This is a genomic window from Solwaraspora sp. WMMD791, from assembly GCF_029581195.1.
Lineage (GTDB): Bacteria > Actinomycetota > Actinomycetes > Mycobacteriales > Micromonosporaceae > Micromonospora_E.
This window is the reverse complement of the sequence record NZ_CP120737.1, coordinates 4,407,265-4,431,880: the sequence shown is the minus strand read 5'-3', so window position 1 is coordinate 4,431,880 and position 24,616 is coordinate 4,407,265. Positions and strand designations below refer to the sequence as shown.

The following is a 24,616-nucleotide window of genomic DNA, read 5'->3' as shown; positions in this document are numbered from 1 at the left end:
TCGACCCTTCCCGTCCCGGTTGTTCCGGTCCGGCCGTGCGTCAATCGACGGTGGGTTCGCCGTACCGGTGGCTGGCAGCCTCGTCCGCCGTACGGCACCGGGTCACCGCGTCGGCCAGTCCGGCGCAGTGGTCGACGCCGGCCGGCAGGTCCGGCACCGACCAGCCGGGTCCGACCGCCAGCACCAGCAGCGGCCGGTGCCGTCCGGACCGCGCCGTCAGCAACTGGTCGGGATCGGCGGTCGCCGAGGTGTGCGACCAGAGCACCACAGCGGACGGTCCGGTCCGGTCGATCGCGGCGGCCAGCGCGGCCGGCGGAACCCGGGCACCGAGCAGCCGGCTGGTCACCCCGGCCTCGGCCAGTGCGGCGGACAGCGCCTCCAGCGGCAGCGTGTGCTGCTCCTCGTCGGCGCAGGCCAGCAGCGCGCCCGGCCCGGCCGGGTGGTGGGAGTGCCGGCCGGCGACCCGAGGGCGGGGCCGGTTCACCATGGCGAACGCCTCGGAGACACACCGGGACAGCAGGTGCTCCACCTCGACGAAGCCGGCGGTCGCCGCGTACCGGTCGCCGACCCCGGCCAGCACCGGGCGGACCACCCGGTCCCAGGTGGCGATGACCCCGTCGGTGTGCAGCGCCCGTTCGAGGATGTCGCGCATCGCCTGGTTGTCCAGCCGTACCGCCGCCCTGGCCAGGCCACGGGCGGCTGGGCCGGCCCCTGGAACGCCGATGGTGAAGCCGCCGCCGGCCCGGCCCGGATCGATCACGTCGAACGGGACCGGCTCAGTGCCGGCGACACCGTCCGGGTCCAGGGTCGACCCGACGCGGCGCGCCCACCGGGCCGCTTCGGCCGGTGCCACGCCCTGCGCGGTCAGCCGCCGCATCACCTCGAGGCGGGCCAGGTCGTCCGCGCTGTACCGGCGGTGGTGACCCTTGACGTGCCGGGTCGGGCCGAGGCCGTACCGCTGATGCCAGGTCCGCAGCGTGGTCACCGCCACGCCGAGCCGGCGTGCCACGCTGCCCGCGCTCAGCGCGTCATCGCTCACCCGGCCGCTCCACGGCCGCGCCGTGGTCCGGCTGCCCCAGAGCGAACAACTGATCGGCCACCCCGGCGAGCCACGGGGCGTACCGGTCCGGCTCGTCGACCAGGCCGGCCCGCAGCCGCGCCGGCTCGACCCAGCTCAGCTGGGCGACCTCGGCCGGGTCGGGCCGCAGCGGCGTCCGTGAGTCGAGACTGCCCAGCAGTACGTGGTCGTACTCGTACTCGGTCCGTCCGGTGACCGGGTCGGTGGCCTGGTAGGTGTGCACGCCGATCTCGGTCAGCGCCACCGGGCCCACGCCGACCTCCTCGCCGAGGCGGCGGTTGGCCGCCACCGACAGGTCCTCGCCGGGCAGCGGATGGCCGCAGCAGGTGTTGGCCCAGCGCAGCGGGAACCGGGTCTTCACGGCGGCCCGCTGCTGCAGCAGCAGCCGGCCCCCGTCGTCGACGAGGATCACCGAGAACGCCCGGTGCAGCTGCCCCGGTGGCTGGTGGGCGTCGGCGACGGTGGCCGCGCCGACCGGCTGCCCGGCGGGATCCACCAACTCGACCAGATGGCTCTCGCGGGACGCGACGGACATCAGGCACCCTCCAGGCTGCTGCGGCTGCGGGACCGGCCACCGGCGGCCCCGGTCACCCGTCCGGCGGCCAGCTTGCCGGAGATCAGCACCATCGGTACGCCGACCCCCGGCTGGGTCCCGGAGCCGACGAAGACCACGTTCTCCAGTGTGGGATGCAGGTTACCGGGGCGGAACGGGCCGGTCTGGAACAGGCTGTGCGCGGCGGCGAACGGCGTACCGGCGGCCATGCCGGCGTCGGCCCAGTCCGCCGGGGTCACCACCTCGCGGACCTCGATGCCGTCGGCGAAGCCCCGGTAGCCGCGGTCCTCCAAAGTGGCGACGAGTTCGTCGGCGTAGCGCTGCGGCAGGTCGCCGCGCCAGTTGAGCCGACCCCGTTGCAGGTTCGGCACCGGCGCCAGGACGTAGTAGGTGTGCCCACCCACCGGGGCCACCGAGGGATCGGTCCGACTCGGGTTGGTGACCAGCAGCGACGGGTCGCTCATCAGCTCACCTCGGTGGATCACCTCGTCGAAGGTGCCCTTCCAGAGCCGACCGAAGTGGATGTTGTGGTGGGCGATCTTGTCGTAGCCCTGCCGGGAGCCGATGTGCAGCACCACGCAGGAGGGCGAGTAGCGCAGCCGCCGCTGCCGGCTGGGCGGCAGCAGTTCGGCGTAGGCGACCGGCAGGTCCGGGTTGAGCACCACCACGTCGGCGGGGATCCGCTCGCCGTCGGCGGTCCGCACCGCGCGGGCCCGGCCGGCGGAGGTCTCGACCTCGGTCACCGTGGTGCCGTAGCGGATCTGCACGCCGTGCTTCTCGGCCGCCCCGGCCAGGGCCCGGGGCACCGCGTGCATCCCGCCGCGCGGGAACGACACCCCGGCGACCGAGTCCAGGTAGGCGATGACGGTGTAGATGGCCAGCGCGTCGTGCGGCGCCAGGCCGGCGTACATTGCCTGGAAGGAGAAGATCCGCCGGGTACGGGGATCCGCGAAGAACTGGTCGATCTTGGTCTGCATCCGGCGGAACGCCCCGGCGGCGAGCAGCCGCAGCAGGTTGCCGGTGAGCAGGTCCGGGGGGCTGTCGAGGTTACGGTCGATGAAGTCGGCGCGCTCCAGCTGCCAGAGCCGGCGGGCGTACTCGACGAACCGCAGGTACCCGTCGGCTTCCCGGGGCCCGCAGACCCGGGACACCTCGGCGGCCATCCGGGCGGTGTCGGTGATGACGTCCAGGGTGGACCCGTCCGGGTAGTAGGCCCGGTACGCCGGCTCCAGCGGGGTCAGCTCCAACCAGTCGGTCAGCTCCTCGCCGACGGCGGCGAGCGCCTCGGCGATCAGCTCCGGCATGGTCAGCACCGTCGGCCCGGTGTCGAACTCGTAGCCGGCGACCGCCCGACGGCCGGCCCGTCCGCCCGGCACCGCCTCGCGTTCCAGCAGGGTGACCTGCCGGCCGGCGCCGGCCAGATGCAGGGCGCAGGCCAGGCCACCCAGTCCGGCACCGACGATGACGACCCGCTCACTCGCCCCGGTCACGGTACGCATGCCGCGACCACCTCCTTCTGAGCAGTGCTCACCTTATGTCTGGCGGGTCGTGGCGGTCACCGCGAGGCCGGTGAGCGCGGTCCGGGCGGCGTCGTCGATCGGCGCGGTGTCCAGTGCGGCGACCGCCGTCGCCACCCGCTGCTCGATCATCCGCTCCACCCGGACGGCGGCACCGGTCTCGACGACGATCTCGGTCATCCGCGCGACCGCCGCCGCGTCCGGTCCTGCCGCCGTGTCCGGTCCGGTGGTGCCGGCCGGCGGCACGGCCGCGGCCAGTTCGGCGCGTTGCGTCTCGGTGGCCAGTTCGCGGGCGACGAGCAGCAGCGCGGTCGGTTTACCCGTCCGCAGATCGTCGCCGGCGGGTTTGCCGGTGCGGGCCGGATCCCCGAAGACACCGAGCAGGTCGTCGCGGAGCTGGAACGCCTCGCCGACGTCGGTGCCGTAGCGGCGGTACGCCGCCCAGACCGCCGGGTCGGTGGCCGGGCCGGCCAGCGCCGCACCGAGGTGCAGCGGCCGCAGCACGGTGTAGCAGGCGGTCTTGTACCGGGCCACCCGCATCGCGCGGTCGATCGGCCAGTCGGCCGACTCGGCCTCACCGAGGATGTCCAGGTACTGCCCGGCGATCGTCTCCACTCGCATCTGGTCGTAGCAACGGCGTACCGCCAGCAGGGTCGACGCCGGCAGGTCGGCGGTGGCCAGCAGCCGGTCGGCCCAGACCAGGCAGAGGTCGCCGACCAGGACGGCGGCGGCGTCGCCGAACCGGTCGGGGTCGCCGGCCCTGCCGGCGTCCCGGTGCTGGCCGGCGAGCCGGCGGTGCGCGGTGGGCAGGCCGCGTCGGGTGGCGGACGCGTCCATGACGTCGTCGTGGACCAGGGCGAAGGCGTGCAGCAGCTCCAGTGCGGCCAGCGCCGGCAGAACCGGGGTCACCGACGGTGTGGTGCCGACCACGCCACGCCAGCCCCAGTGGGCGAACATCGGGCGTAGCTGTTTGCCGCCGCCGAGCACGGTGTCCCGGGCGACCTGGGCGAACGGCCGTAGTGCCGGGTCGATCCGGTCGAGCATGGACAGCTCGGCGCTGAGAAAGTCGATCAGGGTGTCGGTGACCGCGGCGGTCAGCTCGCGGCGCGCACCGGTGGGTGCCGGCCCGGCGGTGGCCGGATCCGCCGCGGGCCCGGCCGGGGAGTGTGCCGGGTCGGCCGCGGCCGGGGAGTGCACCGTGCTGCCGACACCGGCACCCGCGGTATCGCCGGATTTCAGGGTATTGCCGGCAACGGTGTGATTGGCCACGGGATCGAGCGTACCCTAGGCTTTGAAATTGCGTCGATTCTTGCGTCGAAGAGTTCTGCGTCGAAATACGAGGGGGGCCGGTGGTCACGGACCTGTCAGCTGCCTACGCCAGCTGCCGCGAGCTGCACAAACGGCACGGCCGTACCTACTATCTCGCGACCCGGCTGCTGCCGCAGTGGAAACGACGTCATGTTCATGCTTTGTACGGATTTACCCGCTACGCGGATGAAATCGTGGACCGCACCGACGCACTCCCCGCCGCCGACCGGGCCGCCGCCCTCGAACAGTGGTCCGAGCGGTTCCTCGCCGGCCTGCACGGTGCCGCCGTCGACGACCCGCTGCTGCCGGCCGTGCTGCACACCATCGCCGTGTTCGACCTGGACACCGCCGACTTCACCGCGTTCCTGCGGAGCATGGCGATGGACCTGACCGTCACCTCGTACCCGCGATACACCGACCTGCTCGACTACATGGAAGGCTCGGCGGCGGTGATCGGCACCATGATGTTGCCGATCCTCGGCAGCACCGACCGGGCCGCCGCCCGCGAACCGGCCCGCCAACTCGGCTTCGCCTTCCAGCTCACCAACTTCATCCGCGACGTCGGCGAGGACCTCGAACGCGGCCGCACCTACCTGCCCGACGAGGACCTGGACCGGTTCGGCCTGACCCGCGCCGACCTCGTCGAGGCCGCCCGCCAGCGCCGCGCCACCCCGGAGATCATCGAGCTGATCCAGTACGAGGTCGCCCGCGCCCAGGCCCACTACACGGCCGCGGCACCGGGCATCACGATGCTCGAACCCGCCTCGCAGGCCTGCATGCGCACCGCGTACGCCCTCTACGGCGGCATCCTCGACGAGGTCGCCGCGCAGGGCTACGACGTGTTCCGGCGCCGCGCGACCGTGCCGCACCGGCACCGCGCCGCTGTCGCCGCCCGCGCACTGCTCACCCCGACCGGCACCCCGGTGACGGTGCCCGGCCCCACCCTCACGGTCCGGGTCGACCCGCCGACGCAGCGGCAACCCGAACTGGCCGCTGTCCCCGTGCCACCGGCCGCGCCGTAGCCGTGCGTACCGCTGTCGTGCTGTTCACCCGCGACCTGCGGGTGCACGACCACCCGGCACTGGCCACCGCCTGCGCCACCGCGCAGCAGGTCGTGCCGCTGTTCGTCCTCGACCCCCGGCTCGCCGGGCGCAGCCCCAACCGGGACCGGTTCCTCCACCAGAGCCTCGCCGACCTGCGGACCGCGCTGCGCGGTCGCGGCGGCGACCTGGTGCTGCGCCACGGCGACCCGGTCGCCGAGACGATCCGGCTGGCCCGCGAGCTCGACGCCGACGGCGTCGCGCTCTCCGCCGACGTCAGCCACTACGCCCGGCACCGGGAGCGGCGGCTACGCGACGAATGCGAACGGCACCGCATCGCGTACCGGGCGTTTCCTGGCCTGACCGTGGTCGACCCGGCGGCGCTGACCCCGACCGGCGGCGACCACTACAAGGTCTTCACCCCGTACTTCCGGGCCTGGAGCGCCGCCGACTGGCGGACCGGACACGCCGCGCCGAACCGGGTGCCGACCCCCGAGGGTCTGACCGTCGGCCGGCTGCCGGCGCTGCCCGCCGGCGAGTCGCCGCAGCCCGGCACTGGCGGGTCGCCGCAGGTCGCCGTCGGGGGCGAGACCGCTGGGCGGCGCCGGCTGCGGGACTGGCTGGGCAGTCTCGACCAGTACGGTGACCGCCACGACGACCTGCCCGGCGACGCCACCTCCCGGCTCAGCCCGTACCTGCGGTTCGGCTGCCTGTCCCCGCTGGAGGTGGCCACCGCCGCCGGTGACCGCGACGGGCCGTTCGTCCGGCAACTGTGCTGGCGGGACTTCCACTACCAGGTCGCGTACGCCTTCCCCGACCTGGCCACCACCGCCTACCGGCGGGGCGCCACCGAGCAGTGGCGGCACGACGCCGCCGCGCTGGACGCCTGGCAGACCGGCCGCACCGGACTGCCGATCGTCGACTCCGGCATGCGGCAGCTGCAGGCCGAAGGCTGGATGCACAACCGGGCCCGGCTGATCACCGCCGGGTACCTGACCAAGGAGCTCGGCCTGGACTGGCGGGCCGGCCGGGCCTGGTTCGACCGGTGGCTGCTCGACGGCGACCTGCCGAACAACTCCGGCAACTGGCAGTGGGTCGCCGGCACCGGCAACGACACCCGGCCGAACCGGCGGTTCAACCCGCTGCGCCAGGCACACCGCTTCGACCCGGCCGGCGAATACGTCCGCCGCTGGGTGCCGGAGCTGGCCGACGTCGCAGGAGCCGCCGTCCACGAACCCTGGCGGTTGCCGCTCGCCGTCCGAGCCGGACTCGACTACCCACCGCCACTGTCGGACCGCTGAGCCTGCGTCGCACAGTGGGATGACATGCTGACCCCCATGGGTGAGCCGCAGCAGGTGGACGTCGTCGTCATCGGGCTGGGTGTCGGGGGTGAAGAGGTCGCCGGCCGTCTCGGCCAGGCCGGCCTGACCGTCGTCGGCGTCGAACGCCGACTGGTCGGCGGCGAATGCCCGTACTGGGGCTGCGTACCGAGCAAAATGATGATCCGGGCCGCGAACGCCCTCGCCGAGGGCCGCCGCATCGACGGCCTGGCCGGCGCCGCCGACGTCCGTCCCGACTGGACACCGGTCGCGCGGCGGATCCGCGACGAGGCCACCGCCGACTGGACCGACACCGCCGCCGTGGACCGGCTCACCGACAAAGGGGTACGGGTGCTGCACGGCACCGCCCGGCTCACCGGACCCGGCCGGGTCGACGTCGACGGGCAGGAGTTCACCGCCCGCCTTGGCGTCGTCCTCGCCACCGGCACCGTCGCCGTGGTGCCACCGATCGACGGGCTGGCCGGTACGCCGTACTGGACCAACAAGGAAGCCATCGAGGTCACCGAACTGCCCGAGTCGCTGGTCGTCCTCGGCGGTGGCGCGATCGGGCTGGAGCTGGCCCAGGTCTTCGCCCGGTTCGGCGTACGGGTCACCATCGTCGAGCCCGGCCAGCGGGTGCTGGCCCGCGAGGAGCCGGAGTCGTCGGCGCTGGCCGCCCGGGTCCTCGGCGACGACGGGGTACGGATCCGGCTCGGCAGCCGCGCCGAGTGGATCGAGCACCGCGACGACACGTTCGCCGTACATCTGTCCCAGGGCGGCCCGGAGAGCGGGCAGCGGCTGCTCGTCGCCACCGGACGACGCAGCGACCTCGGCGGCCTCGGCCTCGACACCGTCGGCCTGGACCCGGCCGCCCGGCACCTGCCGGTCGACGACCGGATGCGCGTCGCCGACGGGCTGTGGGCGGTCGGCGACGTCGCCGGCCACGGCGCCTTCACCCACCTGGCCATGTACCAGGCGGACGTGGCGGTCCGCGACATCCTCGGCCAGGGCGGGCCGACCGCCGAGTACCGGGCGGTGCCCCGGGTCACCTTCACCGACCCGGAGATCGGTGCCGTCGGCCTGACCGAGCAGCAGGCCCGCGAGCAGGGTGTGAACGTCGCGGTGGCGGTCACCGACGTCGCGGAGTCGTCACGCGGCTTTATCCACGGGCCGGGCAACGACGGCTTCATCAAACTGGTCGCCGACGCCGACCGGGGGGTGCTCGTCGGGGCGACCTCGGCGGGGCCGACCGGCGGCGAGGTGCTCGGCGCGCTCGCCGTCGCCGTCCACGGCGAAGTGCCGCTGACCAGCCTGCGGCACATGATCTACGCGTACCCGACGGTGCACCGCGCCATCCAGACCGCCGTAGCGCAACTCACCTGACCTGGGCGCTGGGCGCAGGTCGCCGTCCGGACGGGCCTCCGCCTCAGCCGTAACGTCAGCGCGGTACCGCTCGGCCGTTGAGCAGTGGCAGGAAGATCTCGTCGATGATCTCGACGAGGACCTCGTCCGGGACGGCCGGAGTGCCACGTAGCGCGTACTCGCCGCGCAGCAGCGTCATCGGCAGCGACGCCACTCGTGGGTGGATCGCTTCCGGGGGCGCCTCACCACGGGCGACACCTCGACTGAGCAGCGCGAACCAGGCGGCGTTCAGCGCGCTGCCGCCAGCGGCCTGGTCGCGCAGGAGTTCCAGGAGGACCGGTTCGTCGGCGGCGGCGGCCAGCAGTTCGCGCAGGATCGCGCCGCGCGGTGAGGACCAGGTGGCGTTGGCCTGCCGCAGCAGCGCCAGCGCGTCGTCACGGAGGCTGCCGGTGTCCGGTGCCGGGGTGTGGGTGTCGGCGAGGTGCTTGTAGGCCGCGACGCCGAGCGCGGCGCGATGTGGCCAGCGCCGGTAGATCGCGTTCTTGTTCGTGCCCGCACGTCGGGCGACCTTGTCCATGGTCATCCCGGCATAGCCGGAGGTGGCCAACTCCTCGGCGGCCGCGCGGAGGATGGCCTCCGCCACCTCCGTACCCCGTCGACGCCCACCAGCCACGGTACCCACCGTACCGTAATTGCAGTAAGGTACGGTCAGTACCTTAAGGGAGGCTGTCATGCGCGCCTGGGGCGTCACCTACGACACCGGGTTCACCAATCTCGGCACCACCACTCACGAACCCTTCACGCCCGACGTCGTCGCCGCCGAGATGCGGATCATCCGCGACGAACTGCACGCCGACGCCGTCCGGATCACCGGCGGCGTCGCCGATCGCCTGGAGATCGCCGCCCGAGCCGCGGCCGCCGCCGGACTGGAGGTCTGGTACTGCCCGTTCACCAACGACCTGACAGTGGAGCAGCTGCTGGAATTCCTTCTGGACGCCGCCGACCGGGCCGAGCGGATCCGACGGCAAGGCGCTGACATCCGGTTCCTCACCGGCTCGGAGATCAGCCTCATGACCATCGGCCTCATGCCCGGCCGCACACTGACCGAGCGCGCCGCCACCTACGCCGACCCCGCGCGACTGCGGGAGATCATGCCGGCCGTGCAACAGCGGACCAACGCCCTGCTGGCCCGTGCGGCCGCCGGTGTCCGCGAACGGTTCGATGGACCCATAGGGTACGCGTCGCTCCCTATGGAGATGGTGGACTGGACGCCCTTCGACTTCATCGCCACGGACGCCGGCTACCGCGACGCCAGCAACGCCGCAGCGCTACCCGGGAGCCTTGCCGCGATGACGTCGCAGGGCAGGCCGGTCGCGGTCACCGAGTTCGGCTGCGCGACCTTCACCGGCGCGGCCGACCGGGGCAGCCGCAGCGACATCATCCGGTACGACGAACGGACCGCGCGGGCGGTCGGGCTCACCGAACCCGTTGAGCGGAACGAGGCAGAGCAGGCTGCCTACGTACGCGAGCTGCTCGACGTGTACGACGTCGGCGGCGTCGACACCGCGTTCGTCCAGACGTTCGCCGCGCGGCACCTGCCCACGTCCGACGATCCCGAACAGGACCTCGACGTCGGCAGCTTCGGGATCGTGAAGGTCCTGCCCGCCGGCCGGACCGGTACGACCTACCCCGGCATGCCCTGGGAGCCCAAGGCTGCCTTCCACGCGCTGGCCGCGTACGGGCGCGCCCGCAAGGCCCGTGACGCGGCAGCGCCGACCGGCGACGTCACCGCAGGTCGAGTCGCGTGAGCACGCGCGGAAGCCGGCGAGTTGCGGTTGGAGCCTGAGGCTGTCGATGTCCCGGGCGGCTGCCCGGTCGGCCTCATTCGGCGACTCGTGCAGCACCGCAGACAGGGCGCGTAGGTCGGCATGGTCGGGAAGTCGCCTGGTCCGCGGATCGCTGAGCAGCACCACGGCGTACGGGAACCCGAGCAGCCACGCCGTGCCGGCGATCGCCACCTCGGCACCGAGCAACTCGTGCAGCCGGGCCGCGAAGCCGGTGAGTAGCAGCGCGGGGACGACGGCGAACAGGTACCAGCCGACGAAGAGCGGAAAGCGTCGCCGGTTCAGCCAGCGCTGCGTCCGTACGCCCTCCACGCCAGGTGGGGAGGCAAGGAGAGCTAGGCGGGAGCTGACCGGACGACGCAGGTTCACCCACTCATCATCATCAGCCGGGACAACTCAACCACGGCAGAGCGGTATTCCTGTGAGGAATATTCATACCTCTGAGGAATATTGTCTGGACGGATATTTGGTAGGTGCCCGTTACCTACGGTGATGGAGTGCGGCGGCATCCGGGCGTCGCCAACTCTGCCGCGGGGGGTTTGACCGGACGCCAGGCGGGAACGTCGCAGCGATGCGGGCACTGTTGATGAAGATCGAGCAGGCGGCTGTGCTGGACCGGATCGGTGACCGGCTGCAGCGCTCCGTCCAGCGGCGGATCAGCGGCGAACGCGTACGGGACCTGCTGCACGGGGTGTGGCTCGGACATCCGCTGCACCCGGTACTCATCCAGGTGCCGATGGGTGCCTGGCTCAGTGCCGCCGTACTCGATGTGCTGCCCGGCCAGCGACGGGCCGCGACCACCCTGGTCGGGGTCGGCACCGTCGCCGCGCTCCCGGCGGCGGTCGCCGGGGCGAACGACTGGGCGAGCCTGTCGCGCGACCAGCGCCGGGTCGGCCTGGTGCACGCGGTCGCCAACACGGTCGGCGTCGCCTGCTATGCCGGTTCGCTTCTCGCCCGGCTGCGCGGGCAGCACCGCACCGGCCGTACGCTCGGATTTCTCGGCCTGGCCGCGGCCGGAGCCGGCGGCTTCCTCGGCGGACATCTGGCCTACAAGCAGGCGGCCGGGGTGAACCAGGCGGCACCCGACCTGCACCGGATCTCCGCCGGCTGGCACCCGGTCGTCGACTTCGCCGGGCTGCCCGAGTCGACGATGGTCTCCCGTCGGGTCGACGACGTGCCGGTCCTGGTCTACCGGCACGGCGAGGACGTGACGGTGCTGCTGGCGCACTGCGCGCACCAGAACGGGCCGCTCGACGAAGGTACGGTGATCAGCTCGAACGGGCACGCCTGCGTGGTCTGCCCGTGGCACGGCAGCGCGTTCCGGCTCACCGACGGTACGGTCGCGCACGGGCCGGCCGCCACCGACCAGCAGGTGCTGCGCAGCCGGGTGGTCGCCGGCGTCGTCCAGGCCCAACTGCCCTGAAACACGAGTCCCTGAAGAGTACGAACGCCCCGGTCAGGGTCGGGACCTCCAGGCGCGGCCGAGGGTCACGCCGCCGCCGGTCAGGAACCGGCCGGCCGGCGCCGCCGGGCGGGTCACGTGTCCGCCGGCTACCGGAAGCCGTACGGTGAACCGCGCGCCGGCCCCCGGATGGCCGGTCGCCTCGATGGTGCCGCGATGTGCCGTCACCACCTCGCGCAGCAGCGCCAGGCCGAGGCCGATGTGCCGTCGGTCCGACCCGGGACCTCGGTGGAACCGGTCGAAGATGCGCTCGTCGGGGTCGAAGCCCTCGCCGGTGTCGGCGACGGTCAGCTCGACGGTGTCGCCAGCGGCGGAGCGGCGTACGTCGACGTCGATCCGGCCGCCGGGGCGGGAGTGGCGCAACGCGTTGGTCAGCAGTTCGGAGACCACCCGGCGCAGCGCCGACGGGACCCCGGTCACCGGGAGCGGGCCGTCGGCGGCGGTCAGGGCGATGACGACGCCGTACTCCTGCGCCCGGTCCGCTTCGGCGTCGACCGCGCCCTCGACGACGGCGGCCAGGTCCACCGGGGCGTCGGCGACCCGGTCTGGGGCGGCGGCGAGCCGGGCGGACAGCAGCAGGTCGTCGACGACCTCGCCGAGCTGCCGGGTGGTGCCGACCAGCCGTTCCAGGTCGGCGGCGTAGCCGGTGGGCAGCGTACCGTTGCGGGCCCGGCGGGCGAGCAGCTGCGCCCGGGTGTGCACCTGGGCGATCGGGGTGCGGAGTTCGTGGCTGGCGTCGGCGATGAAGCGCCGTTGGCGCATCAGCGCGTCGGCCAGCGGCGCGACGGTCAACCAGCCGACGACGAGCCCGCTGATCAGCGCGGCGATCAGCCCGATCCCCTCGGTGACTGCCAGGGCCAGCAGCAGCTGCCGACGGTCGGCGAGGTGGTAGCGGGCGTCGAAGACCGCCTGTACGGTGTCGTCGCCCTTGGGCTGGGTCAGGACGTGGTAGACGGTGCCGTTGCGTTCGATCGTGGTCGACTGCGCGACACCGGTGGCGGCGACGGTCTCCAGGGCGGTGTGCAGCGGGAACCCGGCGGGGACGGGCGGCGACGGTACGTCGGTGCGCAGATGGTCGCCGCTGCGCAGGAACATCCAGGTGCAGCCCGGTGGCCCGGCCGGGTCGACCCGGCCGGCGGCGTACCGCAGCTCACGGTCGATCTGCTTCTCCTGGCCGTGGACGAGCATGCCGTACGCGATGCCGCCGACCAGGGTGACCAGCGCGGTGACCGCGAGGCCGACCAGGACGCCGACGCGCAGCCGGGCCCGCGCGAGGACGGTCCGCTCGGCGGCCGCCCAGGAGGTGCCGAACGGTTCGGCCGACGATCGTGACATCAAAGTTCTCCGATCCGGTAGCCGAGTCCGTGCACGGTCCGGATCACCGACCGGCCGAGCTTACGGCGCAGGTAGTAGACGTACGTGTCGACGATGGAGGTGGCGTGCGCGTCGTCGAAGACCTGCTGGCGCAGCCCGGACCGGGAGTGCACCCGGGTCGGTGCCGTGGCGATCACCCGGAGCAGTTCGAACTCCCGCAGCGACAGCGCGACCCGCGACCCGTCCGGCAGAACGGCGTCGCGGAGCCCGAGGTCGAGCCAGCCGGCACCGATCCGTACGGTCTCGGCGGTGTGCACGCTGCGTCGGCACAGGGCCCGCAGCCGGGCCGCCAACTCGTCCAGCTCGAACGGTTTCACCAGGTAGTCGTCGGCCCCCGCGTCCAGGCCGGCGACCCGGTCGTCGACCGCACCGAGCGCGGTCAGGATCAGCGCCCGGGCTCCGACCGCACGGGAGCGCAGCCGGGCGAGCAGGTTCAACCCGTCGATCGCCGGCAGCATCCGGTCGATGACCATGACGTCGTACGGCCGGGTCAACCCCAGATGCAGTCCCTGTTGCCCGTCGCGGGCGGTGTCGACCCGGTAGCCTTCGTCGGCGAGCATCTCGGTCAGCAGACCGGCGAGCTCGGCGTCGTCCTCGATCAGGAGCAGGCGGTGTGCCGGTGGCGACGTCACGCTTGCCGTCATCACCCGCCGAGAATCGCACACAGGGCACCGTTGCCCATAGGGTCTAATCGATTTCTAGGGACTTCGGTGCGACAGGGTGGACGGTTCCGCCTGGTCGAAGTGGTTGGCGCACAGCCGCAGCCGGCGCGCGTGCAGCACCATCACGGTGCCGAGCACCAGCTGGACGAGGCTGCGCCACACGTCGGCCCACCGGTCCCCGGTGCGCATCACCCACAGCCGCAGCCGGCCCGGCCCCGCACCCCCGGTGACGACAGCGACGTCGGCCGGTGGCCCGGCCGGAACCAGGTAGCACGGGCCCCGGCTCGGCAACGACCGGTCGTGGCGCACCGAGGAGACCAGCGCGTACCGGCGCAGCACCTCGCGGGTCACCGCGCGCATCATCACCGGTGCGACGCCGCGTGCCGGACAGGCCCGGTTCGCGGTGACGCCGAACGGCAGAAAGTGCGCCTCCCGCCGGGACAGCCGCAGCCACCGGTCCGGGTCGAAGTCGTCGTCGGCCGCCGGCCCGGTCCGCTGGTAGGCGAGATAGTTGAACAGCAGCACCGAGCCGGCCGGCAGCGTGACGTCGGCGGTCACCTCGATCGGCGCCGAGGTGATCCGGTGCGCCACCCCGAACAGCGGATGCACCCGCATCGTCTCGTCGATGACCCGGTCCAGCAGCCGGTCCGCGTCGGCCACCGGCCCGTCCAGCGCCCGGCGGAGCGCGCGCTGCGTCGGCGGATGCTGGGCGATGGCCAGCAGCAGGTGCGCCATCGCCTCGGACATCTGCACCACCGCCGTGTTGAAGAACGCACCCTGCAGCCACCAGGCGGTCTCCTGCGCGGTGAACGGCTCCGGCAGGACGACCGGGGCGGTGCCCGCGTCGACCCGGGCCCGCAGGTAGCGGGTCAACCGGTCGCGTCGGTCCATGTGCCGCAATCCGCAGCACTTCAACGCGGTCACCACGTCGTCGGCGTTCGCGACGATCAGCGCCCGGGCGTCCGGCGGGCACGCCTCGCCGAAGACCAGCTCGTAGTAGACCTCGGCCCAGATCGGCATCGTCAGGTCCCGCAGCCTGACCCGGTTGACCCGATCGGCCGGCAACCGGTCCAACTGTCGGCGGGCGGCTTCGGCGGCCAGCTCCGTCGACCGGTCGTGCGACACCGCCAGCACCCGCCGGGTGGCTCGGGCCACCGTACGATACCGCTCACCGGGCTCGAGATGCTCCTGATGCATGTGCGGCCCCGGTGCCAGCCAGTACCAGAACAGGTCGGACAACCCGGCACCCCGGCTGCGGCCGTCCGCCGCCGGGTTCGCGTACACCTTCTCGAAGTGCTCCGCGCCGACCAGCGGGCCGGGCACCGGGATCCCCTCGGCGCCGTTGACCCGGGCGAACACCCACTGCCGCAGTCCGATCACCGCTGGCGGCAGCCACCGGGGCAGCGTCCACAGCGCGGCCGTCGCCGCGAGAGCCAGTAGCAGCGGTACGGCGAGCCCGGTCACCGCCGTACCGCCGGTCTGACCAGGTCCGGGGTGAGCTCGGCCGGCCGGGCGACCCCGGCCAGCGCCATCGCCCGGTCCAGGTCGGACCGCAGCAGCTCCAGCACCTGCCGTACGCCGGTCTCGCCGCCGGCGGCCAGACCCCAGAGCACCGGGCGGCCGACGCCGACGGCGACCGCGCCCAGCGCCAGTGCGGTGAGTACGTCGGTGCCTCGGCGAATCCCACCGTCGAGCAGCACCGGAAGGCGACCGGCGACCGCGTCGACGACGGCGGGCAGCGCGTCGAGGCTGGCCGGTACGCCGTCGAGCTGCCGTCCGCCGTGGTTGGACACCAGGATCGCGTCGACGCCGTGTTCGACGGCCAGCACCGCGTCGGCGGGATGCAGGATGCCCTTGAGTACGACGGGCAGTCGGGTGACGCCGCGCAGCCACTCGATCCGCCGCCAGTCCAGACCGGCGTCCATCGTGATCGGTCGGATCTCGCCGGTGTCCGGGTCGCGCATGTTCTCGCAGCGCAGCCCGTCCGGCAGGTCAAGGAAGCCGTGCCGCAGGTCCCGTTCGCGGCGGCCGAACACCGGCGAGTCGACGGTGACCACCAGGGCGGCGCAGCCGGCCGCCTCCGCACGGCGGATCACCGACTCGGTGAACGCCAGGTCCGGCTGCGGGTAGAGCTGGAACCACAGCGGCGGCGGTCGGTCCGGGCCGCTGGTCGCCGGCGGCGGGGGCGTCGTCGTCGCGGCGGCGGCCGCGATCGCCTCCACCGGGGTGGTCGCGGCCATGCTCACCACCATGATCGTGCCGGCGGCGGCGGTCGCGCGGGCGCAGCCCGCCTCGCCGTCGGGGTGGGCCAGCCGGTGGAATGCCGTCGGGGAAACCAGGACCGGCATCGACGTCGTCGCGCCGAACAGGGTCGTCCGCAGGTCCCGTACCCCGACACCGCGCAGCACCCGGGGCAGCACCCGGTAGGAGTCGAAGGCGGCCTCGTTGTCCCGTACCGTCCGTTCGTCGCCGGCCCCGCCCGCGAAGAAGTCGTCGTGGGCCGGGTCGAGCCGGCGTCGCGCCGCCGCCCGCAGGTCGGCCAGGTTCACCGGCGCGGTGGGGGCGGTCAGCAGGTGCCCGTTCATCCGCGACCGGTCCGATCTCGGCCGCCCCCGGTGCCGCATCCGGTACGCCGCGACGAACGGCCACCCCGCACCCGGCCGCGTATCGCCGCAGTCACCTCGATGTGCACTGCGGCAGCCACGCGCCGTAGGTTGGCCGGGTGCAAGGGGCCGGTCGGGTCGATGACACCGAGCCTGGTGGCCGTATGACGGGTCACCTCGCTGACCGTATCGACGGATTCTCAGAACGCTCTCAGTACGGCTGCCCGCCCCGGCAAAACGGTCTGAGGAATCTCTGAATCCGCACCGCTAGGGTCGCCGCCATGGCCTCCGACCGTCACCCGCAGGCGATCCTGGACCTGCTGGCCGCCGCCGCCGACCGACCGGTGTTCGAACACGGGCCGCGTGTCGTCACCGGGGCGGAGCTGCTGGACGCCGTCGGGCGGATCGCCACCGGGCTGCGCGCGGTGGGGATCGGTCCGGGCGACGGGGTGGCGATGTCGCTCGGCGTCGACCCGGAGGCCTTCGCCGCCATGGTCGCCGCCCAGGTGGTCGGTGCCCGGGTCGCCGGTGTCCGGACCGGGCTGACCCCGGGGCAGTTGCGGCACGTCCTCACCGGTGGAGCCACCGGACGCGACGCCGCGTTCCCCGACTCCGCCGGCCCGGCCAACCGGGCGGTGGTGGTCGACCGGTCGACGGCGACCGACGGGCTGCGGGCCGCCGCCGACGGCCTCGACCTGCTTGCCGTCGGCCCGTTGGACGGGGTCACCGACCTGCTCGCCGGGCCGGTGTCGTCGGACGCCCTGGACTGCGCCGGTCGGCCGGACGACATCGGGCGGGTCACCTACACCAGCGGCAGCACCGGCGACCCGAAGGGCTGCGCGGAGACCTACGCCGCACTGGGTGCGGGATGGGCGGCGTACCCGGACCGGTGGCCCTCGGCCGTCCGGGACCTGGCCGCCCAACTGGACCGTTTCCTGGTCTTCGGCTCGCTGAGCAGCCTGGTGATGATGGAGTACACCGTGCTGACCCTGGCCGCCGGCGGCACCGCGGTGGTGGCCGAACCGACCGGCGGCCCGGAACCGTTCCTACCGCACGCGATCGCCCGGCTCCGGGCGACCGCCAGCGTGGCCGCCGTGCCCCGACTGCACCAGCTGGTCGTCGGTCAGCTGACCGACCCGTTCGACCTGAGTACGTTGCGCGCCCTGCTGGTCTCCGGTTCCCCGCTGGAGCCCGGCCGGCTGGCGCAGGCCGAGGCGGTGCTGGGGCCGGTGGTCTACCACGGGTACGGCCAGACCGAGACCGGTCTGATCTCCCTGATCACGCCGGCCGAGACGGCTGCGGTGCCGGCCCGGCGGGCCAGCGTCGGCCGCCCGGCCGAGATGGTACGCACGCAGCTGCGGGACAGCTTCGGCAACCCGGTGCCGGTGGGCGGCGAGGGCGAACTGTTCGTCCGTACTCCCGGTCAGGCGGCCGGCTACTGGGCCGACCCGGCCGAGACGGCGGCCGTGTTCGTCGACGGCTGGGTACGTACCCGCGACCTCGCCCGCTTCGACGACGACGGCTACCTGTACCTGCTCGGCCGCACCCGGGACGTGATCATCGTCAACGCCGACATCCGGTACGCCGGCCCGATCGAACGGGTCCTGGCCAGTGATCCCGCCGTGGCCGAGGCGTACGTCGTCGGACGGCCCGACGAGCAGACCGGGGAGGCGGTGCACGCGTTCGTCGTACCCGCCACCTCCGAGCGGCCGGACCCGACGGCGCTGGCCGACCTGGTCGCCGGCCGGCTCGGCGAGGCCAGCCGGCCGCGCACCGTGACCTTCATCGACGCTGTGCCGGTCGGGCCGAGCGGCAAACCGGACAAGCGGCAGCTGCGCCCGCCCGGTGCCAGCCAGGTTCAGTCGCGGTAGCGGCGGTGCCGGCCGGAGTCGGTCGGTGCCCCGGCGGTCCGCCGTTTGAGCCCCAGCACCGTGCCGATCTGCGCGCCGACGATGCTCGCCGCCGTGATCACCGCGGCGACGGCGAGTGGTCGGTTGAGGTTCTGCTGCGGCCCGGGCGAGCCGGCGGAGACCCCGCCGCCGAGGTTGCCGCCGCCAGCGGCGTCGTCGTCGATCTGCCAGGCCGGCCGCTGCGCCGGTGCGGTGCCGGCGTCGGACGGTACGTCGGTGGTCGGCGGCGGGGTCGTCGGCTGCCCTGTGGGCGGCTGCCCCGCTGCCGGGGGTTGCGGTGCCGGCTGCTCCGTGGCCGGCGGTGCCGGGGTTCGTGGGGCCGCCGGGGTCAGCACGGTGCCGTTGGCGTGTGGCCGTACCCCGGTGTCCGTCGCGTCGGCCGGCAACCGCAGCAGCTGGCCGGCCCGGATCCGGTCCGGGTCGTCGATCTCGTTGAGCGCGGCCAGTTGCCGGTAGTCGCCGAACTCACCCAGATAGCGGTCGGCGATGTGGCCCAGGTAGTCGCCGTTGGCGACCCGGTACACCGGTTCGGCGGCCGCCGCGTCGGTGCCGGCGTCGGGCCGGTCCGGTGTCGACGGCGCGGTGGCGAGTGCGTGCAGCGCGGCCGGCGACACCAGCGGCCCGGACTGGCCGGCCCCGGCCAACTGGTGCGGGGTCGGCCGCGAGTCGGTTGCCTGCCCGGCGGTGGCCTGCCCGGCGGTGGCTTTCGCGTCGGCGGGCGCCGCACCGAACCCGGTGCTCACCGCCACCACCGTGGTCGCCTCGACCGTCCCCGGTGCGGCGAACGCCGCCGCCGGGCTGGCCACCAGGATCAGCGAGATCGACCCGATCAGCGCGGCCGCGACCCGCTGCTGCCGGTTCAGTCCGGGCAGCCGGGGTGCCGGCCGGCGCAGCAGCCGCGCCGGCACCTCCACCAGTACGGAGACCAGGAACGTCGCCCAGCCCAGCCAGCCGACGACGGCCAACGCCCGCAGGAACAACTGGCCGTCGTCGCGACTGGTCAGGGCGGCACCGATGGCGGCGGCCGACGGCACCTCGTCGGGCAGCGGGTTGCCGGCGAACGCGAGCAACGCGACCGGTGCCCCGGCGAGCAGGATCAACAGGACGATCAGGGCGCCCAGGCCGGTGACGACCTGCCCGAGCCGCCGGGCGGGGGTGACGCGCGTCGTGCTCATGTCCGCTCCTATCGAGGGGTTCGCGGCCTGCTAGGGCTCCGTCCGTAGCAGGGCGGTGGCCTGCCCGGTGACCGGGATGGCCGACGGGAAGCCGAAGAGGCTGAGCATGGTGGTTTCGTAGGACATGTCGACGGTCACCGTCAGCTGCTGCTGATCGGGGGCGACGGTGACGGTGTGCCCGGTGACCAGCGGCAGATCATCGAGGTAGGCGTCGACCGCCGCCGTCGCCGCTTGAACGTCGAGGACCGCGCCGTCGCCGCCGACGGCGAGCCCGATGTCGATCTGCTGCCCACCGGTACGGGCGGCCTCGGCCGCCAGGTTGTCGGCCCGATGCTGGGTGCGGTACTTGCCGGCGGCGTCCACGGTGATCCCGATGACGGTGGCCACCGCCATGAACGCCACGGCCAGGAAGACACTGACCCGTCCGGCGTCGACGGCGGTACGGACGCCGGTCCGACGATGCGCGGCCCGATCCCGGTCGCCGCGGCCCGCCGGCTTCACTGCCGCCCCCGGAACCGGTCCAACGGGGACCGGAACTCGGCGCTGAGCAGCCGGTCGTCCGGCACCCAGGGCAGCCCGAGGTCGTCGAAGCGCACCGCGCAGGTGATCCGGACGTGGATCAGCGCGGTGGCGGCACCGGGCGGGCTGTCGAACGCCGCCGTGAGGGTGTCCACCCCGCCGTGGTGGAAGTCCGGGTCCGGCTCGTCGGCGCAGGCGATCCCGGCCCAGTCCAGCCGCTGCTGTACGGCGTGCGCGGCGTGCGTCTGCGCCTCGGCCTTCGTCCGGGAGATGGAGGCGGCCCGGGCGGCGTCGTGGGCCGCCGCGTCGAGGGCGTTGCGGGCCACCACGGTCCGCCCACTCACCCAGGCGACGACGATGAGCAGCAGGAACACCGGGGTCAGGATGGCCACCTCCACCGAGATCGACCCGCGCTGCGCCGCCTGCCGCAGACCGGGTCCGCGCTGCGCCGCACCCGCCGCGTCGGTGCTGCGCTGCGCCGACTGTCGTCGCATGGTCACCCCCTACTGCTCGAACCGTTCGATCTCGCCGGTGGCGGTCTCACTCACGGTGAAGGTCACCCCGGGCACCAGGGACAACGCCGTACCGCTGACGGTGTAGGAGACGTAGCGTCCGGAGGGGTCGACAACCGGCTCGGGCAGCGGGTCGGGGTCGAGCCAGTCGCCGGCACCGGCCAGGAACGCCGCCGCCCGCTGCGCGCCGACCCCGGTGTCGGCGTTGCCGCTGCCCAGCACGTCGTAGCCGCGTTCGGCGCTGACCGCCTGCTGGGCGGCGGTCAGCGCCACCGTCCGGGCCAGGAACAGGGCCGCGACCTGGATCGAGGCGAACAGCAGCACGAGGATCCCGGGCAGCAGGATCGCCAACTCGACCGGGGCGGCCCCCCGGTCCGGGCAGGAGCGTCCGCCGGGCCGGGCCACCACCTGGTCAGTGGGGGCCCGGCCCGTGCGTCGGGCGGGCGGGCGCGGCATGCGACGGTACGGATCAGTCGCCGGCGTCGCCGCCGGGGATGTTGTTGGGGTCGGGCAGGTCGTTGCTCGGGTCCGGGTTGGCGTTCATGAAGTCGAAGGCCAGGTTGGAGGCCCAGGCGAGGACGGCGATCGCGACCAGCGCCAGGCCGACGATGATCACGGCGGTCGGCACCGGGCTGTCACCCCGGTCGCGTTCGGCGGCGTCGCGCAACTCGGCGAGGCGTTGCGCCACGGCCACCTGAAGGCGGGTCAGTACCTGCATGTCGGGTCCTTTCGGGAGGGCTGGCGGGGGTTACCGCGCGGTCAGATGCGGGCCAGGAAGGGGTAGAGAACAAATCCGATGAGGACGAAGACCAGGAAGGCGCCCGGGATGTCGAGCCGACCGGTGACCGCTTCGGCCCGGGCCAGGTTGTCGGTCCTGATCTGATCGCGCAACGAGTCGGCGCGGCTGCGCAACGTCTCGTGCACCTGGGCACCTTCGGTGCCGGACGACTGCATGATCGATCCGACGTCGCCGAGTTCCGGTACGCCGATCTGGTCGGATAGGTCCCGCAGCTCGTCCCAGGGCGAGTGCATCTGCAGCTGGGCCAGCCGCAACGCCTCCCGGATCCGCTCGAAGACCCAGCCGTCGCACACCTTCGCCGCCCGTTCCAGGGCCTGGACCGGCCCGTGCGCGGCGGCCATCTGCAACGCGACGAGGTCCAGGTAGGTGCAGACCGCCCGGCTGAACTCCCGTCGTGCCTGCGCGGCCCGGCTCAGCACGTCCTGGTGGGCCAGCACGGCGGCACCGACGGCCAGCGCCAGCCCGGCGATCACCGGTACGGCGACCGGTAGGTCGATGCCGACGACCCCGAGGGCCATGGCGAGCACCGGCGGGGCGGCCAGCCCGATCAGCGCCGACAGCAGCAGGGACAGGGCGTACTGCTCCGGGGTGCGCCCGAGCAGGGCGAGTTCCTTGTGTGGCGGGCGCAGCCAGCGGACCACCCCGGTCAGCCAGGCCAGGTCGCCGTCGGCGGCTACCGTACGGGGGCGTTCCTGCGCCTGGTGCAGCCGGCGCAGCGCGGGGGCGAGCGCAGGGGTCGCCGGGCTGGTCTCCCGGACCAGCAGGAACACCCCGAACCCGACCAGCGCGCCGCCGGCCACCGCGATGGTCGTCTGCCAGTTGAGGATCAGCTGCCAGTCGAGGATCACCGCAGCACCTCCTCCGGCTCGGGTGCGGCGAGGAACCGGGCCGGTCGGGGCGGGATGCTCATCTGCCGCACCCAGACCAGCAGGGCGACGAACAGGCCACCGAGCGCGGTCATCACCAGCTGCCCGGTGGGGGTGCCGTACGGGGCCATGTAGGCCGGGTTGACCAGGCCGTACCCGAGGACGACCAGGGTCATCACGGTCAGGAACCGTACGGCGAACCGGGGCTGGGTCCGTTTGGCCTCCACCTCGCGGCGGGTGGCGACCTCGGCGGCGGCGGCGTTGGCGATCGACCCGAGGACGTCACCGAGGCGTTCACCCCGGTCGGTGAGGTGCAGGATCAGCGCCGCGACGACCTGGTCGCAGACCGGGTCACCGATCTCGTCGGCGAAGGCCAGCAGCGCGCTGCGGCCCAGCCAGCCGGCCTGCAGGCGGGCGGCGAGGTCCCGTACCTCGGAATTGATCTCGGCCGGCGCGGTGGCGACGGTCCCGATGATCGCCTGCTGCAGCCCCTGACCGGTGCCGGAGACGTCCTTGAGCCGGCGGGTCCACTCGCCGACGGCTTCGATCCGGGCGATCGCCCGGCGTTCGGCCTTGCCGACGCTGAACAGCCACGGCGCGCCCGGCACCGCGACCGCGACCAGCAGGCCGGCGATCGGCAGCCCGGTGATCAGGAAGGCGAGGACGCCGGCCAGGCCGGCGGCGATCAGCAGCGCCTGGTGCTGGCGTTGTTCGCGGCGGCCGGCCCCGGAGCCCTGCCAGATCCGCGCGACCAGCCGGCTGGTGCGCGACGGCGGGCCAGGTGGCCGGCTGGTGCCGATCACCGCGACGATGGTGAGGACCAGCCCGCCGACGCAGGCCGCGCCGGCGATGACCGCGATCACCTCGATGTTGGCGGGCAGGTTCATCGGCCACCCCGCAGCACGCTGTGCCGGGGCCGCCGCCAGCCACCCACCCCGGCTTCGATGTAGCGGGTCAGCCCGCGTACGTCGTAGCCGACCCGCATCAGCTGTTCGCGGATCCGTTCCGGCAGGTGCCGGGGGATGGCCCGGCCGTCCGGGCCGGGGCCGAAGACGGTGGTGGTGGCGATCCGGCCCCCTTCGCCGACGCCGATGACCTCCTCGACGTGCGAGACGAACCGGTGTTTGCGCCCGCCGATGCCGGTCTCGTCCTCGACGGTGACGTAGACGATCAGGTCGAGGGCGTTGCCGGCCATCCGTCGGGCCTGGTCGACGGTCATCTCCCGGCCGTGTGACAGGGCCAGTTCGACGATCCGTTCGCCGACCCCGGACGGGGTGCGGGCGTGGATGGTGCACATCGAGCCCCGGCTGGTGGTCATCGCCTGCAGCATCGGGACGATCTCCCGGGAGCGGACCTCGCCGACGATGATCCGCAGTACGCCCATCCGCAGCGAGACCGGGATCAGGTCGGCGATGCTGACCTCGCCGGCGGGTCGGCCGTCGAGTCCCCGTTCCCCGTGGCCTTCGCGGGCCTCGAAGCTCATCACCGCGCGGTGCCGTTCGGTGCGTTTCGCCGGCAGCAGTTCCCGGCTCTCCTCCAGCAGCACGTACGGCTCGTTGGCCGGGATCTCGTTCATCAACGCCCGGATGATGGTGGTCTTGCCGGCCCCGGCGAGCCCGGCGACCATGATGTTCAGCCCGGCCCGCATCGCGGCCCGGAGGAAGTCGCGGACCAGCACGTCGATCATCTCGTCGAGGTCGGCCCGGCCGCCGGCCACGTCGTCGAGGCTGATGTCGAGGGTGTTGTGCTTGCGGATCACCGCGTACGGCCGGTGGCTGACCAGGTAGACGGCGGCGAGCCGGCTGCCGTCGGGCAGTTGCAGGTCCAGGGTGGGCTTCGAGGTGGACAGCGACCGTTCGGTGGCGCCGGCCCGGCGGGCGGCGGCCTGCAGGATCTCCACGAGTTCGTCGTCGCTGTCGGCGATCGGATCGTGCCAGTCGACCTGCCCGTCGCGGCGGGTGATCCGCACCTGGTCGCAGCCGAGGATGTGGACCTCCTCGATGGTGTCGTCGACCAGCAGGGTCTGCAGCCGGCCGAGGCCGACGAGTTCGGCGGTGACCTGGTCGAGCAGGACCCGTTCCTCGTGGGCGGTCAGCGGGGTGCCGGCCCGACGGACCTGGTCGGCGTACTCGGCGACGACGGCGATCGCGATCCGGGCCCGCTCGACGTCCTCCTCGTCGATGGTGAACTCGCGGCCGCGCTGCCAGCGGGTCAGCCGGGTGCTGAGCTCCCGGCGCAGCTCGCGCACGAGCGCGAAGTCGGTGCGGGGCCGGGGCGGGGCGGCGGCCGCCGGGGTGCGGACACCGCCGCCGGCCGGCGGGTGGTGGCCGTTGGTCGGCGGCGCGGTGGGCCGGCCGGGTGGTGCGCTGCCGGGTTGGCTACCTGGCCGGGTCGGCCCGGCGGTACGCGGTACGGGTACCGCCGGCACGCCCGGTGCAGCCGGGGCACCCGGCACTGTGGGGGCACCCGGTACCGCCGGCACGCCCGGCACCGTCGGGGCGGTGAGTGCCGCCGCGATCGGGGTCGGCGAGCCGGGCGGAGCCGGTGGGCCGGGCGGCGCGACCAGCGGCCAGTTGCGCCGGCCGGCGAACGTCGTCGGCACCTGGTCCGGTCCGGTCTCGCCGGGGATGCCGTTGGGTCCCAGCGGCGGCGTGATCGAGGTGACCGGATCTGGCCGGCCGGACCACGGCCGCACCGGTTGGTCGGTCCGGAT

23 protein-coding genes are annotated in these 24,616 nt (G+C 73.5%); 6 read left to right on the top strand and 17 right to left on the bottom strand.

Features of this window, described 5'->3' with window-relative positions:
* Positions 1-40: 40 nt before the first annotated feature.
* The 4 genes from O7623_RS19530 to O7623_RS19515 are packed head-to-tail and all read right to left on the bottom strand — an operon-like array spanning position 41 to position 4,192.
* Entirely contained in the window at positions 41-1,039 is a 999-nt protein-coding gene (locus O7623_RS19530) for a MerR family transcriptional regulator (RefSeq protein ID WP_282224464.1), read from the bottom strand.
* A complete protein-coding gene (idi, locus tag O7623_RS19525; protein ID WP_282224463.1) occupies positions 1,029-1,613 on the bottom strand; it encodes an isopentenyl-diphosphate Delta-isomerase in 585 nt (194 codons plus the stop codon). Before idi ends, O7623_RS19530 begins: the two co-directional genes overlap by 11 nt.
* On the bottom strand, positions 1,613-3,130 hold the full coding sequence (crtI, locus tag O7623_RS19520; protein ID WP_282224462.1) for a phytoene desaturase family protein: 1,518 nt from the start codon (positions 3,128-3,130) through the stop codon (positions 1,613-1,615). Before crtI ends, idi begins: the two co-directional genes overlap by 1 nt.
* A 33-nt stretch (positions 3,131-3,163) precedes the next feature.
* Positions 3,164-4,192: a polyprenyl synthetase family protein gene (locus O7623_RS19515; protein ID WP_282229480.1), complete on the bottom strand. Its 1,029-nt coding sequence runs from the start codon at positions 4,190-4,192 to the stop codon at positions 3,164-3,166.
* A gap of 305 nt (positions 4,193-4,497) precedes the next feature.
* Here O7623_RS19515 and O7623_RS19510 point away from each other — a divergent pair, with 305 nt between their 5' ends.
* From O7623_RS19510 to O7623_RS19500, 3 genes are read left to right on the top strand one after another with little or no spacing between them, the layout of a single operon-like run.
* Positions 4,498-5,478 carry a phytoene/squalene synthase family protein gene (locus tag O7623_RS19510; RefSeq protein WP_282224461.1) on the top strand — a complete coding sequence of 327 codons (981 nt, stop codon included), beginning with the start codon at positions 4,498-4,500 and terminating at the stop codon, positions 5,476-5,478.
* 2 nt (positions 5,479-5,480) lie between these two features.
* Positions 5,481-6,797, top strand: a complete 1,317-nt coding sequence (locus tag O7623_RS19505; protein ID WP_282224460.1) for a deoxyribodipyrimidine photo-lyase — start codon at positions 5,481-5,483, stop codon at positions 6,795-6,797.
* 36 nt (positions 6,798-6,833) lie between these two features.
* Positions 6,834-8,198: an NAD(P)/FAD-dependent oxidoreductase gene (locus O7623_RS19500; protein ID WP_282229479.1), complete on the top strand. Its 1,365-nt coding sequence runs from the start codon at positions 6,834-6,836 to the stop codon at positions 8,196-8,198.
* 55 nt (positions 8,199-8,253) lie between these two features.
* On the opposite strand, the gene O7623_RS19495 is transcribed toward O7623_RS19500, so the two are convergent.
* Complete coding sequence (locus O7623_RS19495; protein WP_282224459.1) at positions 8,254-8,820, bottom strand: TetR/AcrR family transcriptional regulator; 567 nt, start codon at positions 8,818-8,820, stop codon at positions 8,254-8,256.
* Between the two features lie 88 nt (positions 8,821-8,908).
* Between O7623_RS19495 and O7623_RS19490 the strand changes: the two genes are divergently transcribed.
* Together O7623_RS19490 and O7623_RS19485 are read left to right on the top strand one after the other, a co-directional pair.
* Complete coding sequence (locus tag O7623_RS19490) at positions 8,909-9,985, top strand: hypothetical protein (RefSeq protein WP_282224458.1); 1,077 nt, start codon at positions 8,909-8,911, stop codon at positions 9,983-9,985.
* A 607-nt stretch (positions 9,986-10,592) separates the two neighbouring features.
* Positions 10,593-11,444 carry a Rieske (2Fe-2S) protein gene (locus O7623_RS19485; protein WP_282224457.1) on the top strand — a complete coding sequence of 284 codons (852 nt, stop codon included), beginning with the start codon at positions 10,593-10,595 and terminating at the stop codon, positions 11,442-11,444.
* A gap of 33 nt (positions 11,445-11,477) precedes the next feature.
* Here O7623_RS19485 and O7623_RS19480 read toward each other — a convergent pair whose 3' ends face one another.
* Genes O7623_RS19480 through O7623_RS19465 form a run of 4 tightly spaced genes read right to left on the bottom strand, consistent with a single transcriptional unit; the run spans position 11,478 to position 16,104 of the window.
* Positions 11,478-12,818 carry a HAMP domain-containing sensor histidine kinase gene (locus O7623_RS19480; protein ID WP_282224456.1) on the bottom strand — a complete coding sequence of 447 codons (1,341 nt, stop codon included), beginning with the start codon at positions 12,816-12,818 and terminating at the stop codon, positions 11,478-11,480.
* Positions 12,818-13,501 carry a response regulator transcription factor gene (locus O7623_RS19475; RefSeq protein ID WP_282224455.1) on the bottom strand — a complete coding sequence of 228 codons (684 nt, stop codon included), beginning with the start codon at positions 13,499-13,501 and terminating at the stop codon, positions 12,818-12,820. The genes O7623_RS19480 and O7623_RS19475 overlap by 1 nt, the downstream gene beginning before the upstream one ends.
* A 54-nt stretch (positions 13,502-13,555) precedes the next feature.
* Entirely contained in the window at positions 13,556-14,983 is a 1,428-nt protein-coding gene (locus O7623_RS19470) for a cytochrome P450 (protein WP_282224454.1), read from the bottom strand.
* Positions 14,980-16,104, bottom strand: coding sequence for an alpha-hydroxy acid oxidase (locus O7623_RS19465; RefSeq protein WP_282224453.1), 1,125 nt, complete (start codon positions 16,102-16,104; stop codon positions 14,980-14,982). The genes O7623_RS19470 and O7623_RS19465 overlap by 4 nt, the downstream gene beginning before the upstream one ends.
* Before the next feature lie 299 nt (positions 16,105-16,403).
* Here O7623_RS19465 and O7623_RS19460 point away from each other — a divergent pair, with 299 nt between their 5' ends.
* Positions 16,404-17,993 carry an AMP-binding protein gene (locus O7623_RS19460; protein ID WP_282224452.1) on the top strand — a complete coding sequence of 530 codons (1,590 nt, stop codon included), beginning with the start codon at positions 16,404-16,406 and terminating at the stop codon, positions 17,991-17,993.
* On the opposite strand, the gene O7623_RS19455 is transcribed toward O7623_RS19460, so the two are convergent.
* From O7623_RS19455 to O7623_RS19420, 8 genes are read right to left on the bottom strand one after another with little or no spacing between them, the layout of a single operon-like run.
* Positions 17,981-19,207 (bottom strand): LysM peptidoglycan-binding domain-containing protein, encoded by a 1,227-nt coding sequence (locus O7623_RS19455; RefSeq protein ID WP_282224451.1) that lies wholly within the window; start codon positions 19,205-19,207, stop codon positions 17,981-17,983. The two genes, O7623_RS19460 and O7623_RS19455, sit on opposite strands and share 13 nt — an antisense overlap.
* A 30-nt stretch (positions 19,208-19,237) precedes the next feature.
* Positions 19,238-19,708 carry a pilus assembly protein TadG-related protein gene (locus tag O7623_RS19450; RefSeq protein WP_282224450.1) on the bottom strand — a complete coding sequence of 157 codons (471 nt, stop codon included), beginning with the start codon at positions 19,706-19,708 and terminating at the stop codon, positions 19,238-19,240.
* Complete coding sequence (locus tag O7623_RS19445) at positions 19,705-20,220, bottom strand: TadE/TadG family type IV pilus assembly protein (RefSeq protein WP_282229478.1); 516 nt, start codon at positions 20,218-20,220, stop codon at positions 19,705-19,707. The genes O7623_RS19450 and O7623_RS19445 overlap by 4 nt, the downstream gene beginning before the upstream one ends.
* A gap of 9 nt (positions 20,221-20,229) precedes the next feature.
* A complete protein-coding gene (locus O7623_RS19440; protein ID WP_282224449.1) occupies positions 20,230-20,694 on the bottom strand; it encodes a TadE/TadG family type IV pilus assembly protein in 465 nt (154 codons plus the stop codon).
* Positions 20,695-20,707: 13 nt separating this feature from the next.
* On the bottom strand, positions 20,708-20,956 hold the full coding sequence (locus tag O7623_RS19435; RefSeq protein WP_282224448.1) for a hypothetical protein: 249 nt from the start codon (positions 20,954-20,956) through the stop codon (positions 20,708-20,710).
* A 41-nt stretch (positions 20,957-20,997) separates the two neighbouring features.
* Positions 20,998-21,864, bottom strand: a complete 867-nt coding sequence (locus tag O7623_RS19430) for a type II secretion system F family protein (RefSeq protein WP_282229477.1) — start codon at positions 21,862-21,864, stop codon at positions 20,998-21,000.
* A 17-nt stretch (positions 21,865-21,881) separates the two neighbouring features.
* Entirely contained in the window at positions 21,882-22,790 is a 909-nt protein-coding gene (locus tag O7623_RS19425; RefSeq protein ID WP_282224447.1) for a type II secretion system F family protein, read from the bottom strand.
* The gene (locus O7623_RS19420) at positions 22,787-24,331 is read right to left on the bottom strand and encodes a CpaF/VirB11 family protein (RefSeq protein WP_282229476.1); all 1,545 of its coding nucleotides are present in this window, start codon (positions 24,329-24,331) and stop codon (positions 22,787-22,789) included. Before O7623_RS19420 ends, O7623_RS19425 begins: the two co-directional genes overlap by 4 nt.
* Between the last annotated feature and the right edge of the window lie 285 nt (positions 24,332-24,616).

Bases quoted from the DNA above. Each gene is read 5' to 3' on its own strand.
- idi (WP_282224463.1), bottom strand. From the start codon at position 1,613: ATGTCCGTCGCGTCCCGCGAGAGCCATCTGGTCGAGTTGGTGGATCCC.
- crtI (WP_282224462.1), bottom strand. From the start codon at position 3,130: ATGCGTACCGTGACCGGGGCGAGTGAGCGGGTCGTCATCGTCGGTGCC.
- O7623_RS19515 (WP_282229480.1), bottom strand. From the start codon at position 4,192: ATGCTCGACCGGATCGACCCGGCACTACGGCCGTTCGCCCAGGTCGCC.
- O7623_RS19500 (WP_282229479.1), top strand. From the start codon at position 6,834: ATGGGTGAGCCGCAGCAGGTGGACGTCGTCGTCATCGGGCTGGGTGTC.
- O7623_RS19490 (WP_282224458.1), top strand. From the start codon at position 8,909: ATGCGCGCCTGGGGCGTCACCTACGACACCGGGTTCACCAATCTCGGC.
- O7623_RS19485 (WP_282224457.1), top strand. From the start codon at position 10,593: ATGCGGGCACTGTTGATGAAGATCGAGCAGGCGGCTGTGCTGGACCGG.
- O7623_RS19480 (WP_282224456.1), bottom strand. From the start codon at position 12,818: ATGTCACGATCGTCGGCCGAACCGTTCGGCACCTCCTGGGCGGCCGCC.
- O7623_RS19475 (WP_282224455.1), bottom strand. From the start codon at position 13,501: ATGACGGCAAGCGTGACGTCGCCACCGGCACACCGCCTGCTCCTGATC.
- O7623_RS19465 (WP_282224453.1), bottom strand. From the start codon at position 16,104: ATGAACGGGCACCTGCTGACCGCCCCCACCGCGCCGGTGAACCTGGCC.
- O7623_RS19460 (WP_282224452.1), top strand. From the start codon at position 16,404: ATGGCCTCCGACCGTCACCCGCAGGCGATCCTGGACCTGCTGGCCGCC.
- O7623_RS19455 (WP_282224451.1), bottom strand. From the start codon at position 19,207: ATGAGCACGACGCGCGTCACCCCCGCCCGGCGGCTCGGGCAGGTCGTC.
- O7623_RS19445 (WP_282229478.1), bottom strand. From the start codon at position 20,220: ATGCGACGACAGTCGGCGCAGCGCAGCACCGACGCGGCGGGTGCGGCG.
- O7623_RS19440 (WP_282224449.1), bottom strand. From the start codon at position 20,694: ATGCCGCGCCCGCCCGCCCGACGCACGGGCCGGGCCCCCACTGACCAG.
- O7623_RS19435 (WP_282224448.1), bottom strand. From the start codon at position 20,956: ATGCAGGTACTGACCCGCCTTCAGGTGGCCGTGGCGCAACGCCTCGCC.
- O7623_RS19425 (WP_282224447.1), bottom strand. From the start codon at position 22,790: ATGAACCTGCCCGCCAACATCGAGGTGATCGCGGTCATCGCCGGCGCG.